The sequence below is a fragment of the Pseudomonas sp. TMW22080 genome (assembly GCF_022496745.1).
In the GTDB taxonomy this organism is placed as follows: Bacteria; Pseudomonadota; Gammaproteobacteria; order Pseudomonadales; family Pseudomonadaceae; genus Aquipseudomonas; species Aquipseudomonas bubulae.
Map to the genome: position 1 here is coordinate 1,179,015 of NZ_SCFF01000001.1, position 20,513 is coordinate 1,199,527.

Here is a 20,513-nt window from a genome sequence, read left to right on the forward strand (position 1 = left end):
TCACCCGCTGCCCGCGTATTAATTACTTCGCAGCAGCGGGACTTTAAAGCGCACTTAACACTTCAATTAAACCGATTGCGAAGTTTGCGACTCGGCATACATTGGCACGCCTGTTAAAAGGCCATTCAATATATGCCCGGTCAAGAGTTGGCGACAGGAGTACTCATCATGAGCGCCGTAAAAAATACTAAAGTTCGGGACAAGAACAGCGCCAGCGACAGCAATAAACTGTCCATGCGTGCCGCTCGGGAAGCACAAAACGGCCTTTCAGCCACCCTGGCCAATGTACGCGCCACTACCGCAGGCCTGACCGAGCAGGAAGCCACTGAACGCCTGCAAAGCGATGGCTACAACGAAGTGGCTCACGACAAGCCGCCTCACGCACTGGTGCAGTTTCTGCTGGCCCTGCATAACCCTTTTATCTATGTGCTGCTGACCCTGGGTGTGATCAGCTTTGTCACTGACTACTGGCTGCCAGAACGCGATGGCGAAGAAGGCGACCTGACCAAAGTCATCATCATTGGCCTGATGGTTGGCCTCAGCAGCCTGCTGCGGTTCTGGCAGGAGCACCGCTCGGCCAAGTCCGCCGAAGCCCTCAAGGTCATGGTCCGCACCACCGCGACCGTGGTGCGGCGCGACAACAGCGGTACCCGCACCTCGGTGCACGAAGTACCGATGCGCGAACTGGTGGCCGGCGATATCGTGCAGCTGTCGGCCGGCGATATGATCCCGGCGGATATTCGCCTGATCGAGTCCCGCGATCTGTTTATCAGCCAGGCCGTGCTCACCGGCGAAGCCTTGCCGGTGGAGAAGTACGACACCCTGGGCGATGTGACACAAAAGTCCGCCTCCAGCACCGCCGCCGACCAGAGCAACCTGCTGGATCTGCCCAATATCTGCTTTATGGGCACCAACGTGGTCAGTGGCACTGCTCGCGCCGTAGTCGTGGCCACCGGCCCGCGCACCTACTTTGGCTCGCTGGCCAAGGCCATCGTCGGCTCGCGCACGCAAACCGCGTTCGATCGCGGAGTCAACAGCGTCAGCTGGCTGTTGATCCGCTTTATGCTGGTTATGGTGCCCATTGTGTTTTTCCTCAATGGTTTCTCCAAGGGCGACTGGGGCGATGCCTTCCTGTTTGCCCTGGCAGTGGCCGTGGGCCTGACCCCGGAAATGCTGCCAATGATTGTCAGCGCCAACCTGGCCAAGGGCGCAACGGCCATGGCCAAACGCAAGGTGGTGGTCAAACGCCTCAATGCCATCCAGAACCTGGGCTCGATGGACGTGCTGTGTACCGACAAGACCGGCACCCTGACCCAGGATCACATCATCCTCGAGCATCACATCGACGCCAGTGGCCAGCGCGATGAGTCGGTACTGGCCCTGGCCTGGCTCAACAGCCATCACCAAAGCGGCATCCGCAACCTGATGGATCAGGCCGTGGTGCAGTTTGCCCTGCAGGACCCAAAATTCAACGCGCCGCACAACTACAGCAAGGTCGATGAACTGCCCTTTGACTTCGTACGGCGGCGCCTGTCGATCATCGTCAAGGACAACCGTGGCGACCACCTGCTGGTGTGCAAGGGCGCAGTCGAAGAAATGCTCGGCATCGCCACCCATGTCATGGAAGGCGACACCCGCGTGGTTCTGGACCCCACACGCCGCGAGCAACTGCTGGCCCTGGCCAACGAGTACAACGAGGACGGCTTCCGCGTACTGCTGGTCGCCACCCGCGAAATCCCCAAGGCACAGGCGCACAAGCAGTACAACACCGCAGACGAGCGCGACCTGGTCATCCGCGGCATGCTCACCTTCCTCGATCCACCAAAGGAAACTGCCGGGCCGGCGATTGCAGCCCTGCAAGAAATCGGCGTAGCGATCAAGGTGCTGACCGGCGACAACGCTGTAGTCACCGGCAAAATCTGCCGGCAGGTGGGCCTGGAGCCAGGCACGCCACTGCTTGGGCCACAAATCGAAACAATGGACGACGCCGCACTGCAACTGGAGGTTGAGCAGCGCACGGTGTTTGCCAAGCTCACCCCACTGCAAAAATCCCGGGTGCTGAAAGCGCTGCAAGCCAATGGCCATACCGTCGGTTTTCTCGGTGACGGTATCAATGACGCGCCAGCCCTGCGCGATGCCGACGTAGGCATTTCGGTAGACAGCGGCACGGATATCGCCAAGGAGTCGGCTGACATCATCCTCCTGGAAAAGAGCCTGATGGTGCTCGAAGAAGGCGTACTCAAGGGGCGCGAGACCTTCGGCAATATCATGAAGTACCTGAACATGACCGCCAGTTCGAACTTCGGCAACGTGTTCTCGGTATTGGTAGCCAGCGCCTTCATCCCTTTTCTGCCAATGCTGTCGATCCACCTGCTACTGCAAAACCTGATGTACGACATCTCCCAGCTGGCCTTGCCGTGGGACAAGATGGACAGGGAATACCTGCAAAAACCGCGCAAGTGGGACGCCAAGAACATCGGCCGCTTCATGATCTGGATCGGGCCAACGTCGTCGATCTTCGACATCACTACCTTCGCCCTGATGTGGTACGTGTTCTCGGCCAACAGCGTGGAAATGCAGACCCTGTTCCAGTCCGGCTGGTTTATTGAGGGACTGCTGTCACAAACCCTGGTGGTGCACATGCTGCGCACGCGCAAGATTCCGTTCTTCCAGAGCACTGCAGCATGGCCGGTGATCATGATGACCCTCATCGTGATCGTGCTGGGTATCTACGTACCGTTCTCGCCCCTGGGCACCATGGTGGGCCTGGAACCACTGCCGTTGTCGTACTTCCCTTGGCTGGTGGCCACCCTGTTCAGCTATTGCTGTGTCGCGCAACTGATGAAAACGATCTACATCCGCCGTTTCAAGCAGTGGTACTGAGTTGAAACAACGCGGGCCGGCGCCACACCGCGCCAGCCCGCGCGCAAAAAATGAATGCGTGTTCTGTGGAGATTCCTCATGTCGGGAACCACTCTGTTACTCAACCTCGCGGGCGCCATCGCACTTTTGCTGTGGGGCACCCATATGATTTCCACGGCCCTGCTGCGCGGGTTTGGCACCCAGCTGCGCAACTGGATGGGGCGCAATCTGAATAACCGCTGGATGGCACTGATCAGCGGCATCGGCATTACCGGCGTACTGCAAAGCAGTACGGCGGTCAGCCTTATGGCCACGTCCTTTACTGCAGCTGGCACCCTGGGCCTGGCGCCCGCCCTGGCCGTGATGCTGGGGGCCAATATCGGCTCGACCCTGGTGGTACAACTGCTGAGTTTTGATACCTCGCTGGCAATGCCGGTGACTTTGCTGACAGGTTATATCGTCTTTCGCCTGCGCGATGATTCGCGGTTTGAAAGCGTCGGCTGCGCACTGATAGGCCTGGGCCTGATGCTGCTGGCCCTGGGCTTGCTCAGCGCCACTCTGGGCCATATGGAAGCCACCTCGGTGTTTCGCGCCATCATGCAAAGCCTGGAAGGCGATGTGATCATCGCGGTGGTCGCTGCCGTGCTGCTGACCTGGATCTGCCACTCCAGCGTCGCGGTGGTGCTGTTGATCGCCTCGCTGGCAGGTGCTGGCCTGATGACGCCCGCCACCGCCATCGCCTTGATGCTCGGCGCCAATATCGGCGGCGCCTTGCCCTCCGTGATGAGCGCCAGTTCGCCAGTGGCGCGACGTCTGCCTATGGGCAACTTGCTGGCGCGCCTGCTGGGCTCCCTGGCGCTGCTGCCCTGCCTGCCGCTGATAGCCAACTTGCTGGCTCGCAGCGATATCGGCCTGGCACATTGGGTGGTTTACCTGCATACCGCGTTCAATCTGCTGCTGGCCGTGGTGTTTATCGGCCTGACCGAACCTTGCGCACGCCTGCTGACTTACCTGTTTCCCCAGCAGGAGCCACCAGCAGACCCCGGCATGCCGCAATACCTGGACGAGGCCGGGCTTGAAGTGGCCAATATCGGCCTGTCCAATGCCGTACGCGAAGCCCTGCGCCTGGCGGACATGACCTCGCTGATGCTCAACCAGGTGTTGCAGCTGTTCGAGAAACCCGATCCGGACACAGCGGACAAGGTGCGCCAACTGGATCACTCCATCGACCTGCTAAGTGCCGCGATCCGCGCCTATCTTGCAGACATTGGCCAGGATGGCCTGAGCGATGACGATGCCGATCGCGCCCAGGAAGTGCTGATGTTCGTGATCAACCTTGAGCACGCCGGCGACATCCTCGGCAACCTCGCGCAACTGGCTGTTCGCCGCACACGCCGTGGCGAACGCTTTTCCTCATTCGAACTGATCCAGATCCAGGCCATGCACCTGGCCCTGCTGGACAGCCTGAACCTGGCCATTACCGCGTTTTTGCGTGAGGACGTGAGCGCTGCCAAGGCTCTGATCGGCCACAAGGAGACCGTGCGCAAGCTGGAAGCCAGCGCCAGCCGCGAGCACTTTCGCAAGCTGCAGAACGACAAGACGGCCTGGGCCGAATCCGGGGATATCTTCCAGCGGGTGCTGCGCGACTACCGACGCGTCCATCATCATATTGCCGCACTCGGCTATACGGTACTGGAGCGCAATACCGCGTCGGCCCAGGCCGCTTGATCGCAGACAGCAAAAAGGCGCCCAAGCACCAATGCAAACCAGTCATGGGCATTGTGGGAGCGGGCTTTCCCGCGATACAGACGACGCGGTTCAACTATCAAACCGCGCTGTTCCAATCGCGAGCAAGCCCGCTCCCACAGGGATTTTGCATCCCGCCCAACTGATCGTCACTGGCCCGAAGGCGCCTTTTATGACTAGGGTGTTACATCAAGCCATTTCGACTGCGGTTTCAAACTCGAAGGTCAACTCGCCGTTTTCCAGGTCGATGTGTACCACACCGCCATGATCGGCCAGTTCACCAAAGAGAATCTCCTCAGCCAACGGACGCTTGATCTTGTCCTGGATCAAACGGGCCATCGGCCGTGCCCCCATCAGCGCGTCATAACCACCCGCTGCAAGCCAGCCACGCGCCGCATCCGACACCTCGAGCTGCACGTGCTTGTCTTCCAGCTGCGCCTGCAGTTCGGTAAGGAACTTGTCCACCACATGCTTGATAACCTCATGGCTGAGGCGACCAAACTGGATAATGGTGTCCAGACGGTTACGGAACTCGGGGGTGAAGCTCTTCTTGATCGCTTCCATGGCATCGGAAGCATGATCCTGATGGGCAAAGCCCATCGAAGCCCGAGAGGCGGTTTCGGCACCGGCGTTGGTGGTCATGATGACGATCACGTTGCGGAAGTCCGCCTTGCGCCCGTTGTTGTCGGTCAGCGTGCCGTGGTCCATGACCTGCAGCAGCAGGTTGAAGACTTCAGGGTGCGCCTTCTCGATTTCATCGAGCAGCAGTACGCAGTGAGGTTGCTTGGTGATGGCCTCGGTCAGCAAACCGCCCTGATCGAAACCGACATAGCCCGGAGGCGCACCGATCAGACGCGATACGGTGTGGCGCTCCATGTACTCGGACATGTCGAAGCGAATCAGCTCGATACCCAAAGCTTTGGCCAACTGGCGTGCTGCCTCGGTTTTACCGACACCGGTGGGGCCTGCGAACAGGAACGAACCGACCGGTTTGTCCGGCGACTTGAGCCCCGCACGGGACAACTTGATTGCCGTGGACAACGAATCGATTGCCGCATCCTGGCCGAACACGGTCAGGCGCAGGTCGCGCTCGAGGTTGCGCAACAGCTCCTTGTCCGAGACCGAGACGTGTTTAGGCGGAATACGGGCGATTTTCGCCACGATATCTTCAACCTGCGCGACTTCAATGCGTTTAACCCGGCTTTCAACCGGTTGCAGACGCTGGAAGGCACCCGCCTCGTCGATCACATCAATGGCCTTGTCGGGCATGTGCCGGTCATTGATATAGCGCGAGGCCAGCTCCGCCGCTGCGCGCAGGGCTTCATCGCTGTACTCGATGCCATGGTGCTGCTCGAAACGACCTTTAAGCCCGCGCAGAATGCTGATGGTATCTTCAACCGAAGGTTCGGATACGTCGACTTTCTGGAAACGGCGCGCCAGGGCGCGGTCTTTTTCGAAGATCCCGCGAAATTCCTGGAACGTGGTAGAACCGATGCAGCGAATGTCACCCGAAGACAGCAGCGGCTTGAGCAGGTTGGACGCATCCATCACCCCGCCCGAAGCCGCACCGGCACCGATGATCGTATGGATTTCGTCGATAAAGAGGATCGCTTGCGGGCGTTTCTTCAGCTCGCCCAGCAGCGCCTTGAAGCGCTTCTCGAAATCGCCACGGTACTTGGTACCTGCCAGCAAGGCGCCGAGATCCAGGGAGTAGACGATGCTGTTAGCCAGCAGGTCAGGCACCTGGTTATCGACGATGCGCTTGGCCAGACCCTCGGCAATCGCGGTTTTACCCACGCCTGCCTCACCCACCAGTAACGGGTTGTTTTTACGCCGACGCGCCAGGATCTGGGCGACACGCTCAACTTCCATTTCCCGACCTACCAGCGGATCGATCCGGCCCTGGCGGGCCAGTTCATTCAGGTTACTGGCATAAGCGTCCAGAGGATTGCTGGAAGACGACGATTCGCCGCCCTCTTCATCCTGCATCTCATGATCGCTGTCGCTGTGCTCGCCATGCCCGGGCACCTTGGAGATGCCGTGGGCAATAAAGTTGACCACATCGATGCGCGCCACGCTCTGTTGCTTGAGCAGGAATACGGCCTGGCTTTCCTGTTCGCTGAAGATGGCTACCAGCACATTGGCGCCGGTGACTTCACGCTTGCCGGAGCTCTGCACGTGAAACACGGCACGCTGCAAGACCCGCTGAAAACCCAGGGTTGGCTGCGTTTCGCGGTCTTCGTCATGGACGGGGATCAGGGGGGTTGTGGAATCAATAAACTCTTGCAGGTCATGCTTGAGTTTTTCGAGGTTTGCGCCACAGGCGCGTAGAACGGTTGCGGCCGCCTCATTATCCAGAAGCGCTAAAAGGAGGTGCTCAACCGTCATGAATTCATGACGTTTGGAGCGGGCTTCCTTGAAGGCAAGATTGAGGGTGACTTCGAGCTCGCGATTTAACATGGCTTCACCTCATACCCAAGTGGTCGGCGTTAACCGTCCTTCTCGATTTCACAGAGTAGCGGATGCTGGCTTTCACGTGCGTACTGATTTACCTGCGCTGCCTTGGTCTCGGCAATGTCGCGGGTATAGATGCCGCACACAGCCCGTCCTTCTGTATGGACGGCCAGCATGACCTTGGTCGCCAATTCGCGATTCAAGTTAAAAAACACCTCAAGGATCTCTACAACGAAATCCATTGGCGTGTAGTCATCATTAAACAAAACCACCTTGTACATCGGCGGCGCCTGAAGCGCAGGCTTAGCCTCTTGCACAGCCAAGCCAGCGGAGTCTTCGTCATCAAAATCGGGGTGATCCTGATTAAATGTTAGTCGAGTCTGGCTGATTGCATGCATGGAAAGAAAGGTTCGTCGTTGGTTGTGCAACTACAGTGATGGAGGCAAAGGTGTCAAATTTCAACACCGCCGCCGCGTGACCTTGACTATCGGTAAAACGGTGTTACAACCATATAGTACCCACAGTGGGGAAAAATGGTCCGCGCAGTCAACCACTTTTACTGGTTTCTGTGCGAGTTGACTGGATGATACTCCAGTGATGGAGTTGTTTGCAGCAGAGGGATATGAGTATGCAAGGCAAGGTCAAGTGGTTCAACAACGCCAAAGGCTTCGGCTTCATTAATACGCAGGCCAAGGAAGGCATCGATGAACACGGAAACCCGATCGACTTTTTTGCGCATTTTTCGGCAATCCAGATGGACGGTTACAAGACGCTCAAGGCAGGCCAACCCGTGAGCTTCGAAATAATCCAGGGCCCCAAGGGCCTGCATGCTGTTGCAATCACCAACGCTCAAGTTCCAGCCAGCGCTTCAGCGACCGCGCAAGAGGTGACCAGCCTCCCGGTCTGACCCGCTGCCCAAGAAACCGGCCGATTCGATCATGCGAATCGGCCGGTTTTTTTATGCCCGTGCCATCACGAGGAAAAATTGAGGTTGCCGAAAAACCCCGTAATCACGGGGCAAACCGCGAAAAATCAGGGCATTTTGCCGCAGGGACTTAGACCAATGGATGATTCGTGTTAGGCCGCCCCCCTCGCAGCAACCTTGGTGACCTATGTATACTGCGCCGGTGACCATGGAGTCACCTGCAAACACATGCTGGAATGAGTCTTTCAGGCCTAGAAAGGCTGGGCCGTTACCCCGGCCCGACCGCTTGACGCTCTACTGATGCATTCACATCACCGCGAAGAACCTCGACTTTCGGCTCATTGTTCACTGTGAACGAAAGCGCCTACCCTGCGCATCTCGAGTATCTGAGCACGCTCAGCAAAGAAGAGAGTTAATCCGAAATGCCCAACCGTTCGAAGATCATCTATACCTTCACCGACGAAGCTCCGGCGCTCGCCACCTATTCACTGCTGCCTATCATCGAGGCGTTTACCGCCAGCGCCGATATCGCCGTTGAAACGCGCGACATCTCTCTGGCTGGCCGCATCCTCTCAAGCTTCCCCGAGCAATTGGGTGACAAGGCTGTAGCAGACCACCTCGCCGAACTGGGCGCCCTGGCCGTTACCCCTGAAGCCAACATCATCAAGCTGCCCAATATCAGCGCCTCGGTCCCGCAGTTGCAGGCCGCGATCAAAGAACTGCAAGCGCAGGGCTTCAACATCCCGGACTACCCGGAAACCGTCACCACTGACGCTGAAAAAGAAATCAAGGCGCGTTACAGCAAAGTGATGGGCAGTGCCGTAAACCCGGTACTGCGCGAAGGCAACTCCGACCGCCGCGCACCGCTGTCGGTCAAGAACTACGCGCGCAAGCACCCGCACAAAATGGGCGCTTGGGCTGCAGACTCCAAGTCCCACGTTGCTCACATGAGCGAAGGCGACTTCTACGGCAGCGAAAAAGCCGCTCTGATCGAAGCACCGGGCAGCGTTAAAATCGAACTGATCGCTCAAGACGGCACCACCACCGTCCTGAAAGAAAAAACCGCCGTCCAGGCCGGTGAGATCATCGATTGCTCGGTCATGAGCAAAAAAGCCCTGCGCGAGTTCGTAGCGGCCGAAATCGAAGACGCCAAAAAGCAGGGCGTACTGTTCTCGGTTCACCTGAAAGCCACCATGATGAAGGTTTCCGACCCGATCATGTTTGGTCAGATCGTGGCCGAGTTCTACAAGGATGCGCTGGAAAAACACGCTGACGTCCTCAAAGAAATCGGTTTCAACCTGAACAACGGTATCGGCGACCTGTACGCCCGCATCAAGGCGCTGCCAGCCGAGAAGCAGGCTGAAATCGAAGCCGACATCGAAGCCGTGTACGCCAACCGCCCTGCGCTGGCCATGGTCAACTCCGACAAAGGCATCACCAACCTGCACGTGCCGAGCGACGTAATCGTCGACGCCTCGATGCCGGCCATGATTCGTGATTCCGGCAAGATGTGGAACACCGAAGGCCAGCTGCAAGACACCAAGGCCGTGATCCCGGATCGCTGCTACGCCACCATCTACCAGGCCACCATCGAAGACTGCAAGAAACACGGCGCCTTCGATCCGACCACCATGGGCAGCGTGCCAAACGTTGGCCTGATGGCGCAAAAAGCCGAAGAGTACGGTTCCCACGACAAGACTTTCCAGATCAAGACCCCGGGCGTTGTGCGGGTAACTGACAGCAACGGCAACGTGCTGATGGAACAGAACGTCGAGGAAGGCGATATCTGGCGCATGTGCCAGGCCAAAGACGCGCCGATCCGCGACTGGGTCAAGCTGGCCGTCAACCGTGCCCGCGCCAGCAACACTCCGGCCGTGTTCTGGCTCGATCCAAAGCGTAGCCACGACGCCGAAATGATCAAAAAGGTTGAAACCTACCTGAAAGATCACGACACCAGCGGCCTGGACATTCGCATCATGGCGCCGGTAGAGGCCATGAAGTTCACCCTGGAGCGCACCCGCGCTGGCCTGGATACCATCTCGGTAACCGGCAACGTGCTGCGTGACTACCTGACCGACCTGTTCCCGATCATGGAACTGGGCACCAGCGCCAAAATGCTGTCGATCGTACCGCTGATGAATGGCGGCGGCCTGTTCGAAACCGGCGCCGGCGGCTCGGCCCCGAAGCACGTTCAACAGTTGCTGGAAGAAAACTTCCTGCGCTGGGACTCGCTGGGTGAGTTCCTGGCACTGGCGGCTTCCCTGGAGCACCTGGGCACAACCTACAACAACCCGAAAGCGTTGGTGTTGGCCAAGACCCTGGACCAGGCTACCGGTCAGTTCCTCGACAACAACAAATCGCCATCGCGCAAAGTCGGCAACATCGACAACCGCGGTAGCCACTTCTACCTGGCGCTGTACTGGGCACAAGCCCTGGCTGCCCAGACTGAAGACAAAGAGCTGCAAGCCCAATTTGCTCCAGTAGCAAAAGCCATGGCCGAGAACGAGGCAAAAATCGTTGCCGAACTCAACGCCGTGCAGGGCAAGCCGGTCGATATCGGTGGTTACTACCACGCCGATGCCGACAAGGTAAGCAAAGTAATGCGCCCTAGCGCCACACTGAACGCGATCATCGCTTCGGTGTAAGGGCAACAGGCAACACCACAGACCCCGGCCCACGACGCCGGGGTTTGTGTTTTTACGGCCTACACAAACCCGGTGGGAGCGGGCTTGCCCGCGATAGCATCACCGCGTAAAAAGCACAGACCGAAGCGCCTGCATCGCGAGCAAGCCCGCTCCCACAGGGGATATGCATCCACCTATAAACCGAGACCCACCCCATGGAATGGAAACCCCACATCACCGTCGCCACTGTCGTCGAAGACAATGGCCGCTTCCTGATGGTCGAAGAACTCAAGCGCGACCGCGCCGTGCTCAATCAACCGGCCGGTCATCTGGACCCCGACGAAAGCCTGATCGAGGCCGCCATCCGCGAAACCCTCGAAGAAACCGGCTATGACGTCGAACTGACCGGTGTGATCGGCATTTACCTCTACACCGCTCCCAGCAACGGCGTGACCTACCAGCGCATCTGCTTTGCCGGCAAGGCGCTCAAGCACCACCCCGACTACCAGCTGGACACCGGCATCATTGGCCCGCTGTGGCTGACTCGCGACGAACTGCTTGCACAGCGCGAACGCTGGCGCAGCGAGCTGACCCTGCAGTGCATCGATGATTATCTGGGCGGCAAACTGTTCGACCTGACGTTAATCCGCCCTTCGGTTTAGCCTTGAGCGCTCGGGCCTGCTAGAATCGCGTCCTTTTTCAAGACACTCATTGAATCCTTATGCGTGATCCAGCCCTAGTCGCCCCCGAAAAACAGCGCGTCATCGTCGGCATGTCCGGCGGTGTCGACTCTTCCGTTTCCGCCGTTCTGCTTATGGAGCAGGGCTACCAGGTGGAAGGCCTGTTCATGAAGAACTGGGAGGAAGACGACGGAACGGATTACTGCACCGCCATGGATGATCTGGCAGACGCCCAGGCCGTGTGCGACAAAATCGGCATCAAGCTGCACACCGCCAACTTTGCTGCCGAGTACTGGGACAACGTGTTCGAGCACTTCCTGGCCGAATACAAGGCCGGTCGCACGCCGAACCCGGACATCCTGTGCAACCGCGAAATCAAGTTCAAGGCTTTCCTGGACTACGCCCTGATGCTGGGCGCCGACCTGATTGCTACCGGCCACTATGTGCGCCGTCGCGACATTGACGGCCGTACCGAGCTGCTCAAGGGCCTGGACCCGAACAAAGACCAGAGCTACTTCCTGCACGCCGTCGGCGGCGAACAGATCGCCCGCACCCTGTTCCCGGTAGGCGAGCTGGAAAAACCGGAAGTGCGCCGCATTGCGGAAAAACACGATCTGGCCACCGCGAAGAAAAAAGACTCCACCGGGATCTGCTTTATCGGCGAACGCCGCTTCAGCGACTTCCTCAAGCAATACCTGCCGGCACAGCCGGGCGAGATCAAGACCACAGAAGGTGAAGTGATCGGCCGCCATCATGGCCTGATGTACCACACCATCGGTCAGCGCCAGGGCCTGGGCATTGGCGGCCTCAAGGACGCCAGCGACGAGCCGTGGTACGTGCTGGTCAAGGATCTGGAGCACAACGAGCTGATCGTCGGCCAGGGCAACGACCACCCGTGGCTGTTCTCCGGCGCCCTGCTCGCCTCCGAGATCTACTGGGTCAATCCGATCGACCTGAGCACCCCGCTGCGCCTGACGGCCAAGGTTCGCTATCGTCAGAGCGATCAGCCCTGCACCCTGGAAAAAACCGCCAACGGCTACCGCGCCACCTTCGACGACCCGCAACGCGCGGTCACCCCCGGCCAGTCCGTGGTGTTCTACGACGGCGAAGTCTGCCTGGGCGGCGGCGTGATAGAAGTGGCCGAGCCCTGGTCGAGCAAGGGCAAACGCCCATGAACGCCACTCAGGAGCAACTGGTAGCCCTCGGCGGCGTATTTCTGGCCGCGGTGCTGGTGGATAAAATTGCCAAGACCGGCCAGGTCAGCGAAGCCGACCTGAGCTGCATGCTCGGCAGCCTGCTGGTGCGTGACCCCAAGGACACCCTGGAAGTCTTTGGCGGCGACGACATCAACCTGCGCGAAGGCTATCGTGCCCTGATCGGTGCTCTTGAGCGCGATCCCAACACCCTGCAGCGCGAGCCCCTGCGTTACGCACTGTCGATGCTCGGCCTTGAGCGCCAACTGGCCAAGCGGGACGACATGCTGGAGCTGATCGGCAAGCGCCTGCCGCAGATCCAGTCCCAGGTCGAGCATTTCGGCCCGGCCCATGAAAACGTGGTGGCCGCCTGTGGCGCGTTGTACCAGGACACCCTGAGCACCCTGCGCCAGCGTATCCAGGTACACGGCGACATGCGCAACCTGCAACAACCGAACAACGCGGCAAAAATTCGCGCCCTGCTGCTGGCCGGTATCCGCTGCGCAAGGCTGTGGCGCCAATTGGGCGGCCACCGCTGGCAGCTGGTCATCAGCCGACGCAAGCTGCTCAAAGAGCTTTACCCGATGCTGCGCGGCAACTGAAACACGCCGGCAGGCACAGAATTTAAAATCGATACGCGTATGACGCCGGTCACTTGGCAACGGACCGGCCGTTTTTTCATGTATGATACGCGCCCCATTTCGTTGCCCGACTGTCCGAGAACACCCCATGAAGCTCTCTTCGCTCACTGCGGTTTCCCCTGTTGACGGCCGCTACGCCGGCAAAACCCAGGCCCTGCGCCCAATTTTCAGCGAATACGGCTTGATCCGTGCTCGCGTTCTGGTTGAAGTTCGCTGGCTCCAGCGCCTGGCCGCCCACGCTGCCATCCCTGAAGTCCCGGCCTTCTCTGCCGAAGCCAACGCCGTTCTGAATGAACTGGCCGAGAACTTCTCTCTTGAGCACGCCGAACGCGTCAAAGAGATCGAGCGCACCACCAACCACGACGTGAAGGCCATTGAGTACCTGCTCAAAGAACAGGCCGCCAAGCTGCCTGAACTGGCCAACGTCAGTGAGTTCATCCACTTTGCCTGCACCAGCGAGGACATCAACAACCTGTCCCACGCCCTGATGCTGCGTGAAGGTCGTGATGACGTGATGCTGCCGCTGATGCGTCAAACCGCAGAAGCCATCCGCGAACTGGCGATCAAGTTCGCCGACGTACCCATGCTGTCCCGCACCCACGGTCAACCGGCTTCGCCGACCACCCTGGGCAAAGAGCTGGCCAACGTGGTCTACCGTCTGGAGCGTCAAATCGCTCAAGTCGCTGCTGTACCGTTGCTGGGCAAGATCAACGGCGCCGTGGGCAACTACAACGCCCACCTGTCGGCCTACCCGCAGATCGACTGGGAAGAAAACGCCCGCGCCTTTATCGAAGACGAGCTGGGCCTGGGTTTCAACCCATACACCACCCAGATCGAGCCGCACGACTACATTGCCGAGCTGTTCGACGCCATCGCCCGCTTCAACACCATCCTGATCGACTTCGATCGCGATATCTGGGGCTACATCTCCCTGGGCTACTTCAAGCAGCGCACCATTGCCGGCGAAATCGGTTCTTCGACCATGCCGCACAAGGTCAACCCGATCGACTTCGAAAACTCCGAAGGCAACCTGGGTATCGCCAACGCCCTGTTCCAGCACCTGGCCAGCAAATTGCCAATCTCCCGCTGGCAGCGCGACCTGACCGACTCCACCGTACTGCGCAACCTCGGCGTGGGCTTTGCTCACAGCGTGATCGCGTACGAAGCCAGCCTCAAGGGCATCAGCAAGCTTGAACTGAATGCACAGAAAATCGCTGCTGACCTGGACGCCTGCTGGGAAGTCCTGGCCGAGCCGATCCAGACCGTGATGCGTCGTTACAACATCGAAAACCCGTACGAAAAGCTCAAAGAGCTGACCCGCGGCAAGGGCATCAGCCCTGAAGCACTGCAAACTTTCATCGACGGCCTTGAAATGCCGGAAGCGGCCAAAGCCGAGCTGAAGCTGCTGACTCCGGCCAACTACATTGGCAACGCCGTCGAGCAAGCCAAGCGCATCTGATCGCTGCAACGACCTATTAACGCCCGGCCGTGCCGGGCGTTTTTATTCCCGATTACAAAGTGCAATTTTTCAATAGGTTACACATGAATCCTGACATTCCTCTTCAACTTCTGGGCGGCATCACTGCGCGCGAGTTCATGCGCGACTACTGGCAGAAAAAACCGCTGCTGGTGCGCCAGGCAATTCCTGACTTCGAAAGCCCGATCGACGCCGACGAACTGGCCGGTCTGGCCCTTGAAGAAGAAGTCGAATCGCGCCTGATCATCGAACACGGCGAGCGCCCATGGGAACTGCGCCGCGGTCCGTTCGCCGAAGACGAATTCGGCAAACTGCCAGAGCGCGAGTGGACTCTGCTGGTGCAGGCCGTTGATCAGTTCGTGCCTGAAGTCAATGAACTGCTGGAAAACTTCCGCTTCCTGCCGAGCTGGCGTATCGACGACGTGATGATCAGCTACGCCGCCCCAGGTGGCAGTGTTGGTCCGCACTTCGACAACTACGACGTGTTCCTGCTGCAGGGTCATGGCAAGCGTCACTGGCAGATCGGCCAGATGTGCGACTCCGACAGCAAGCTGCTGGAGCACGCGGACCTGCGTATCCTCGCTGATTTCCAGGCCACCGACGAGTGGACCCTTGAGCCCGGCGACATGCTCTACCTGCCACCGCGCCTGGCCCACTGTGGCGTAGCCGTAGACGACTGCCTGACCTACTCGGTGGGCTTCCGTGCACCGAGCGCCGCTGAAGTACTGACCCACTTCACCGACTTCCTCAGCCAGTACCTGCCGGACGAAGATCGCTACACCGACGCTGACGCTCAACCGGTCAGCGACCCGCACCAGATCCAGCACGACGCCCTTGATCGCCTCAAGAGCCTGCTGACCGAGCACATGAGCGACGAGCGCATGCTGCTGACCTGGTTCGGCCAGTTCATGACCGAGCCACGTTATCCGGAACTCGTGGTCGGCCCTGAACTCGAAGAAGAAGACCTGCTGGGTAGCCTGGAACAGGGCGCGATCCTGATCCGCAACCCGAGCGCACGCCTGGCATGGTCCGAGGTCGATGACGACCTGTTGTTGTTCGCCAGCGGCCAAAGCCGCCTGCTGCCGGGCAAGCTGCGCGAACTGCTGAAAATGATCTGTGCCGCCGACGCGCTGCACAGTGACAACCTCGGCACATGGCTGGCCGATGAAGATGGACGCAACCTGCTCTGCGAGCTGGTTAAACAAGGAAGCCTGGGGTTCGCTGATGAATAGCATTCACGTACGTGTCGCCGACTGGCAAAAGGACAACGCCGAACTTCGACGCATTCGTGAGGCGGTATTTATTGCCGAACAATCTGTACCTCCAGAACTGGAGTGGGATGCAGACGATGCCGATGCCGTGCATTTTCTGGCCTATGAAGGCGACTTCCCGATTGGTACCGCCCGGCTCCTGCCGGACGGCCATATCGGCCGCGTATCGGTTCTCAAGGACTGGCGCGGCCTGAAGGTTGGCGACGCACTGATGCAGGCCACGATTCTTGAAGCCGAAAAACGTGGCCTCAAGCAACAAATGCTCAGCGCCCAAGTGCATGCCACACCCTTCTACGAGCGCCTTGGCTTCAAGATCGTCAGCGATGAATTCCTCGAAGCAGGGATTCCCCACGTTGATATGGTGCGGGTGAGCTAACTGCCACGCCCATCTCTATGGGAGCGAGCCTGCTCGCGAAGGCTGCTAGCGCGGCACTCTTGAGAACTTCGCGAGCAGGCTCGCTCCCACAGCAGTTTTGCAAAACGCCCTGCCATCCCCGGATCGCAGGGCGTTTTGCTATCTGGCACACTCAGACCCAGCCCTTTCAAGCATTGCGGAGATAATGGACATGTCCCTACGCCCCTTCATCGCTGGCCTGCTGCTGATCGCTAGCTTCAGCGCGATCGCCGACACCCGCGTCATCACCCTGCAAAACCGTACCAGCGCCGATTTGCTGCCCATCGCGCAGAACTTTATCGGCAAAAACGGCAAAGTCAGCGCCTATGGCAACCAACTGATCGTCGAGGCAGGCGCCTCGAAAATCCACAATCTCGAAGACCTGCTGGCGCAACTCGACACACCCGCCCGACGCCTGCTGATCACGGTCGATACCAGTGACAACAACCTGGCCACTAATGATCCGGACACCCGGGTGATCAGCACCGCCAGCCGCGACGGCGGCACCCAGCAAATCCAGACCAGCGAAGGCACCCCGGCATTTATCCAGACCGGCCAGAGCGTACCGCTGACCAGCACCCAGACCGACGCCTACGGCCGCTTGCTCACCCAGACCGACTACCGCAACGTCACCCGGGGTTTTTACGTGACCGCCAGCGTCACAGGTGAAACGGTACACCTGGCGATCAGTACGACTCGCGATCGCATGAGCCAGGAGCAACCCGATGTAGTGAACACGCAAAGTACCGACACACAAGTCAGCGGCCCTCTGGGGCAATGGATAACCGTGGCGGGCAACAACGCTCTTAACCAGACTGACAATCCGCCGCAAACCCGCAGCTACTCTACGCAAAGCCTGGATGACATGACCGTTCGGGTCAAAGTCGATGTACTCGACCAAAAGGGCCAAAACTGACCGACGAGTCGTTTTTCGCAAATTATGTAGTGTTATAAAAAAAGCACTACAAAACATTTGACGCCTCAAAAATGCAAAGGCATGATGGCCCCGCTCCCGCTGATCAGAGGCCCCGCAAAGGCCCTGGGGCCTGTACTGCCCGTAGCGAGCCGCCATTCACGCACTTATACAAACAACAGTGTTGTGTGCCTGGTGGAGCAACCATTTTTCAACCCAGACCTATGCGACGAGGTTTATCACCATGGCACTGACACGCGAACAGCAAATTGCAGCCCTTGAGAAAGACTGGGCCGAAAACCCACGCTGGAAAGGCGTGACTCGCGATTACTCCGCTGCTGACGTGGTCCGCCTGCGCGGCTCGGTTCAACCCGAGCACACCTTTGCAAAAATGGGTGCCGACAAGCTGTGGAAACTGGTGACACAGGGCGCACACCCGTCCTTCCGTCCTGAGAAAGATTTCGTCAACTGCATGGGCGCCCTGACCGGGGGCCAAGCGGTACAACAGGTTAAAGCCGGTATCCAGGCTATCTACCTGTCGGGTTGGCAAGTGGCGGCAGACAACAACTCTGCCGAATCCATGTACCCGGATCAGTCGCTGTACCCGGTGGACTCCGTTCCAACCGTGGTCAAGCGCATCAACAACTCATTCCGTCGTGCCGACCAGATTCAGTGGAAAGCCGGTAAAAACCCGGGCGACCAGGGTTATATCGACTACTTCGCACCGATCGTGGCTGACGCTGAAGCCGGTTTCGGCGGCGTACTCAACGCTTACGAGCTGATGAAAAGCATGATCGAAGCGGGCGCTGCAGGCGTTCACTTCGAAGACCAGCTGGCCTCGGTGAAAAAATGCGGTCACATGGGCGGCAAGGTACTGGTTCCGACCCAGGAAGCTGTGCAAAAACTGACAGCAGCACGTCTGGCAGCTGACGTTGCCGGTACGCCGACCATCATTCTGGCTCGTACCGACGCCAACGCGGCTGACCTGCTGACTTCCGATTGCGACCCGTACGACCAGCCATTCGTGACTGGCGAGCGCACCAAGGAAGGCTTCTATAAAGTACGTGCCGGCCTTGATCAAGCCATTGCCCGTGGCCTGGCTTACGCGCCGTATGCCGACCTGATCTGGTGCGAAACCGCCAAGCCGGACCTGGAAGAAGCGCGCCGCTTTGCCGAAGCAATCAAAAAGGAATACCCGGACCAGTTGCTGTCGTACAACTGCTCGCCTTCCTTCAACTGGAAGAAAAACCTGGACGACGCGACCATCGCCAAATTCCAGCGCGAGCTGTCGGCAATGGGCTACAAACACCAGTTCATCACCCTGGCGGGTATCCACAACATGTGGCACAGCATGTTCAACCTGGCGCACGACTACGCCCGCAACGACATGACCGCCTACGTGAAACTGCAAGAGCAGGAATTTGCTGACGCAGCCAAAGGCTACACCTTTGTGGCGCACCAGCAGGAAGTGGGCACTGGCTACTTCGACGACATGACCACCGTGATCCAGGGTGGTTCGTCTTCGGTTACCGCCCTGACCGGCTCTACAGAAGAAGAACAGTTCCACTGATAATGGAACCACGGCCATTGCCCAGCCTGTAAAGAACAAACGCAATGCCATGCCCATGACGCCCCGACTGGTTCGGGGCGTTTTTTTGCCCGGCGACTTGTTCACCCCTCCCCTGTGGGAGCGGGCTTGCTCGCGATGGCATCACCGCGCCTGCCTGGAGGACCGAGTTATCAGCATCGCGAGCAAGCCCGCTCCCACAGAAAGACATCCCGCTGCCCTGCCCATCCGACAAAACACTGACCCAGATCCATGCTTCGATCGCCAGACCGGGTTAAAAAGCCAAGTTCTACAGGCCTGCGACATAGCGACACAACAAATAACCACTCAAACGATATTAATTATCATTACGAGTTGCTTTTGTTGAATACATGCACACTGAAAAACAAACACTGAAAAACGCTGTAACGCCCACAGTTCAAGGCCTGCATAGACATTGATGGAGGTTCTACAACTAAAGGACTGAATTAATTCATCTTAGAAAATTTACTTGCTGGGTGTTTAGCCATAAAATCCCGGCAATCAATAGCACTGCGACATAACGTCACTGCTTTATCACCTTTTCTAGCTCAGAGACCTTTGCTCTCTGTTAAGGATTTCCAGCATGCCCGAAGCGACAGGACTCATAGCCCACAACTGGGGCTTTGCCATTTTCCTTCTCGGCGTTGTCGGCCTCTGTGCCTTCATGCTTGGCGTCTCCAGCCTCCTTGGGTCAAAAGCCTGGGGTCGCAGCAAAAATGAACCGTTCGAGTCCGGCATGCTACCTACCGGTGGCGCCCGCTTGCGGCTCTCAGCCAAATTCTATCTGGTCGCGATGCTGTTCGTGATCTTCGATATCGAAGCCCTCTTTCTCTTTGCCTGGTCTGTGTCTGTTCGCGAAAGCGGCTGGACCGGATTCGTCGAAGCTCTCGTTTTCATAGCAATTCTGTTGGCAGGCCTTGTCTACCTATTTCGGGTGGGTGCTCTTGATTGGGCACCGGAAGCTCGTCGTAAGCGGCAGGCCAAGCTGAAACAATGAGGCTTTGGCGATGCAATACGAACTCACCAGGATCGACCCGGATGCTCCTAACGAGCAATACCCGATCGGCACACGGGAAACCGTTGCCGATCCGTTAGAAGATCAAGTCCACAAAAACATTTTCATGGGCAAGCTCGAAGACGTGCTGAACGGCACGGTCAACTGGGGACGTAAAAATTCCCTGTGGCCGTACAACTTCGGCCTGTCGTGCTGCTATGTGGAAATGACCACCGCCTTCACGGCGCCCCACGACATCGCGCGCTTTGGCGCCGAGGTTATCCGGGCTTCGCCGCGTCAGGCGGATTTCATGGTTATTGCCGGGACCTGCTTTATCAAGATGGCGCCGATCATCCAGCGTCTCTACGAGCAAATGCTTGAACCTAAATGGGTCATTTCCATGGGTTCGTGCGCCAACTCCGGTGGCATGTACGACATCTACTCCGTGGTTCAAGGGGTCGACAAGTTCTTGCCTGTGGACGTTTACGTACCCGGCTGCCCGCCCCGCCCTGAGGCTTTTCTGCAAGGCTTGATGCTCTTGCAAGAGTCGATTGGCCAGGAGCGTCGCCCACTTTCCTGGGTCGTTGGCGAACAAGGCGTGTACCGCGCCGAGATGCCATCGCAAAAGGAACAGCGCCGCGAACAGCGTATTCAGGTAACCAACCTGCGCAGCCCCGACGAAGTCTGATCCAGCGCCGTTTCTACTCAATAGAACGAATCACTGGCTTCATTCTTTACGTTGACCGAAAGC

General features: G+C 58.5%; 16 protein-coding genes. 14 read left to right on the top strand and 2 right to left on the bottom strand.

All coding sequences use genetic code 11. The features are described 5' to 3' along the window. Nucleotides 1–168: 168 nt before the first annotated feature. Together mgtA and EQV96_RS05135 are read left to right on the top strand one after the other, a co-directional pair. Nucleotides 169–2,883, top strand: a complete 2,715-nt coding sequence (gene mgtA, locus EQV96_RS05130; RefSeq protein ID WP_240881517.1) for a magnesium-translocating P-type ATPase — start codon at nt 169–171, stop codon at nt 2,881–2,883. 78 nt (nt 2,884–2,961) lie between these two features. Next, on the top strand, nt 2,962–4,590 hold the full coding sequence (locus EQV96_RS05135; protein ID WP_095024122.1) for a Na/Pi cotransporter family protein: 1,629 nt from the start codon (nt 2,962–2,964) through the stop codon (nt 4,588–4,590). Nucleotides 4,591–4,797: 207 nt separating this feature from the next. Here the strand turns inward: EQV96_RS05135 and clpA are convergent, their stop codons facing one another. Both clpA and clpS read right to left on the bottom strand, forming a co-directional pair. After that, nucleotides 4,798–7,068: an ATP-dependent Clp protease ATP-binding subunit ClpA gene (gene clpA, locus EQV96_RS05140; RefSeq protein ID WP_095003293.1), complete on the bottom strand. Its 2,271-nt coding sequence runs from the start codon at nt 7,066–7,068 to the stop codon at nt 4,798–4,800. 29 nt (nt 7,069–7,097) lie between these two features. Continuing rightward, nucleotides 7,098–7,460 (bottom strand): ATP-dependent Clp protease adapter ClpS, encoded by a 363-nt coding sequence (gene clpS, locus EQV96_RS05145; RefSeq protein WP_016780211.1) that lies wholly within the window; start codon nt 7,458–7,460, stop codon nt 7,098–7,100. Nucleotides 7,461–7,690: 230 nt separating this feature from the next. Here clpS and EQV96_RS05150 point away from each other — a divergent pair, with 230 nt between their 5' ends. The 12 genes from EQV96_RS05150 (at nt 7,691) to EQV96_RS05205 (ending at nt 20,450) form a co-directional block, all read left to right on the top strand. After that, nucleotides 7,691–7,969, top strand: a complete 279-nt coding sequence (locus EQV96_RS05150; RefSeq protein WP_095003305.1) for a cold shock domain-containing protein — start codon at nt 7,691–7,693, stop codon at nt 7,967–7,969. A 440-nt stretch (nt 7,970–8,409) separates the two neighbouring features. Continuing rightward, nucleotides 8,410–10,632, top strand: coding sequence for an NADP-dependent isocitrate dehydrogenase (locus EQV96_RS05155; protein WP_095003294.1), 2,223 nt, complete (start codon nt 8,410–8,412; stop codon nt 10,630–10,632). Nucleotides 10,633–10,826: 194 nt separating this feature from the next. Continuing rightward, on the top strand, nt 10,827–11,273 hold the full coding sequence (locus tag EQV96_RS05160) for an NUDIX hydrolase (protein WP_095003295.1): 447 nt from the start codon (nt 10,827–10,829) through the stop codon (nt 11,271–11,273). A 59-nt stretch (nt 11,274–11,332) separates the two neighbouring features. Beyond that, entirely contained in the window at nt 11,333–12,466 is a 1,134-nt protein-coding gene (gene mnmA, locus EQV96_RS05165; protein WP_095003296.1) for a tRNA 2-thiouridine(34) synthase MnmA, read from the top strand. Next, nucleotides 12,463–13,086: a high frequency lysogenization protein HflD gene (hflD, locus tag EQV96_RS05170; RefSeq protein ID WP_095003297.1), complete on the top strand. Its 624-nt coding sequence runs from the start codon at nt 12,463–12,465 to the stop codon at nt 13,084–13,086. Before mnmA ends, hflD begins: the two co-directional genes overlap by 4 nt. Before the next feature lie 127 nt (nt 13,087–13,213). After that, the gene (gene purB / locus EQV96_RS05175; protein ID WP_016780205.1) at nt 13,214–14,584 is read left to right on the top strand and encodes an adenylosuccinate lyase; all 1,371 of its coding nucleotides are present in this window, start codon (nt 13,214–13,216) and stop codon (nt 14,582–14,584) included. 83 nt (nt 14,585–14,667) lie between these two features. Then, nucleotides 14,668–15,834 (top strand): cupin domain-containing protein, encoded by a 1,167-nt coding sequence (locus EQV96_RS05180; RefSeq protein ID WP_095003298.1) that lies wholly within the window; start codon nt 14,668–14,670, stop codon nt 15,832–15,834. Further along, on the top strand, nt 15,827–16,249 hold the full coding sequence (locus EQV96_RS05185) for a GNAT family N-acetyltransferase (RefSeq protein ID WP_095003299.1): 423 nt from the start codon (nt 15,827–15,829) through the stop codon (nt 16,247–16,249). Before EQV96_RS05180 ends, EQV96_RS05185 begins: the two co-directional genes overlap by 8 nt. A 190-nt stretch (nt 16,250–16,439) precedes the next feature. Further along, nucleotides 16,440–17,183 carry a secretin N-terminal domain-containing protein gene (locus tag EQV96_RS05190; protein WP_240881520.1) on the top strand — a complete coding sequence of 248 codons (744 nt, stop codon included), beginning with the start codon at nt 16,440–16,442 and terminating at the stop codon, nt 17,181–17,183. 241 nt (nt 17,184–17,424) lie between these two features. Then, nucleotides 17,425–18,750, top strand: a complete 1,326-nt coding sequence (aceA, locus tag EQV96_RS05195; protein ID WP_048365296.1) for an isocitrate lyase — start codon at nt 17,425–17,427, stop codon at nt 18,748–18,750. Between the two features lie 601 nt (nt 18,751–19,351). After that, nucleotides 19,352–19,765, top strand: coding sequence for an NADH-quinone oxidoreductase subunit A (locus EQV96_RS05200; protein ID WP_003446990.1), 414 nt, complete (start codon nt 19,352–19,354; stop codon nt 19,763–19,765). Nucleotides 19,766–19,775: 10 nt separating this feature from the next. After that, nucleotides 19,776–20,450: an NADH-quinone oxidoreductase subunit B gene (locus EQV96_RS05205; RefSeq protein WP_016780200.1), complete on the top strand. Its 675-nt coding sequence runs from the start codon at nt 19,776–19,778 to the stop codon at nt 20,448–20,450. Nucleotides 20,451–20,513: the final 63 nt, after the last annotated feature.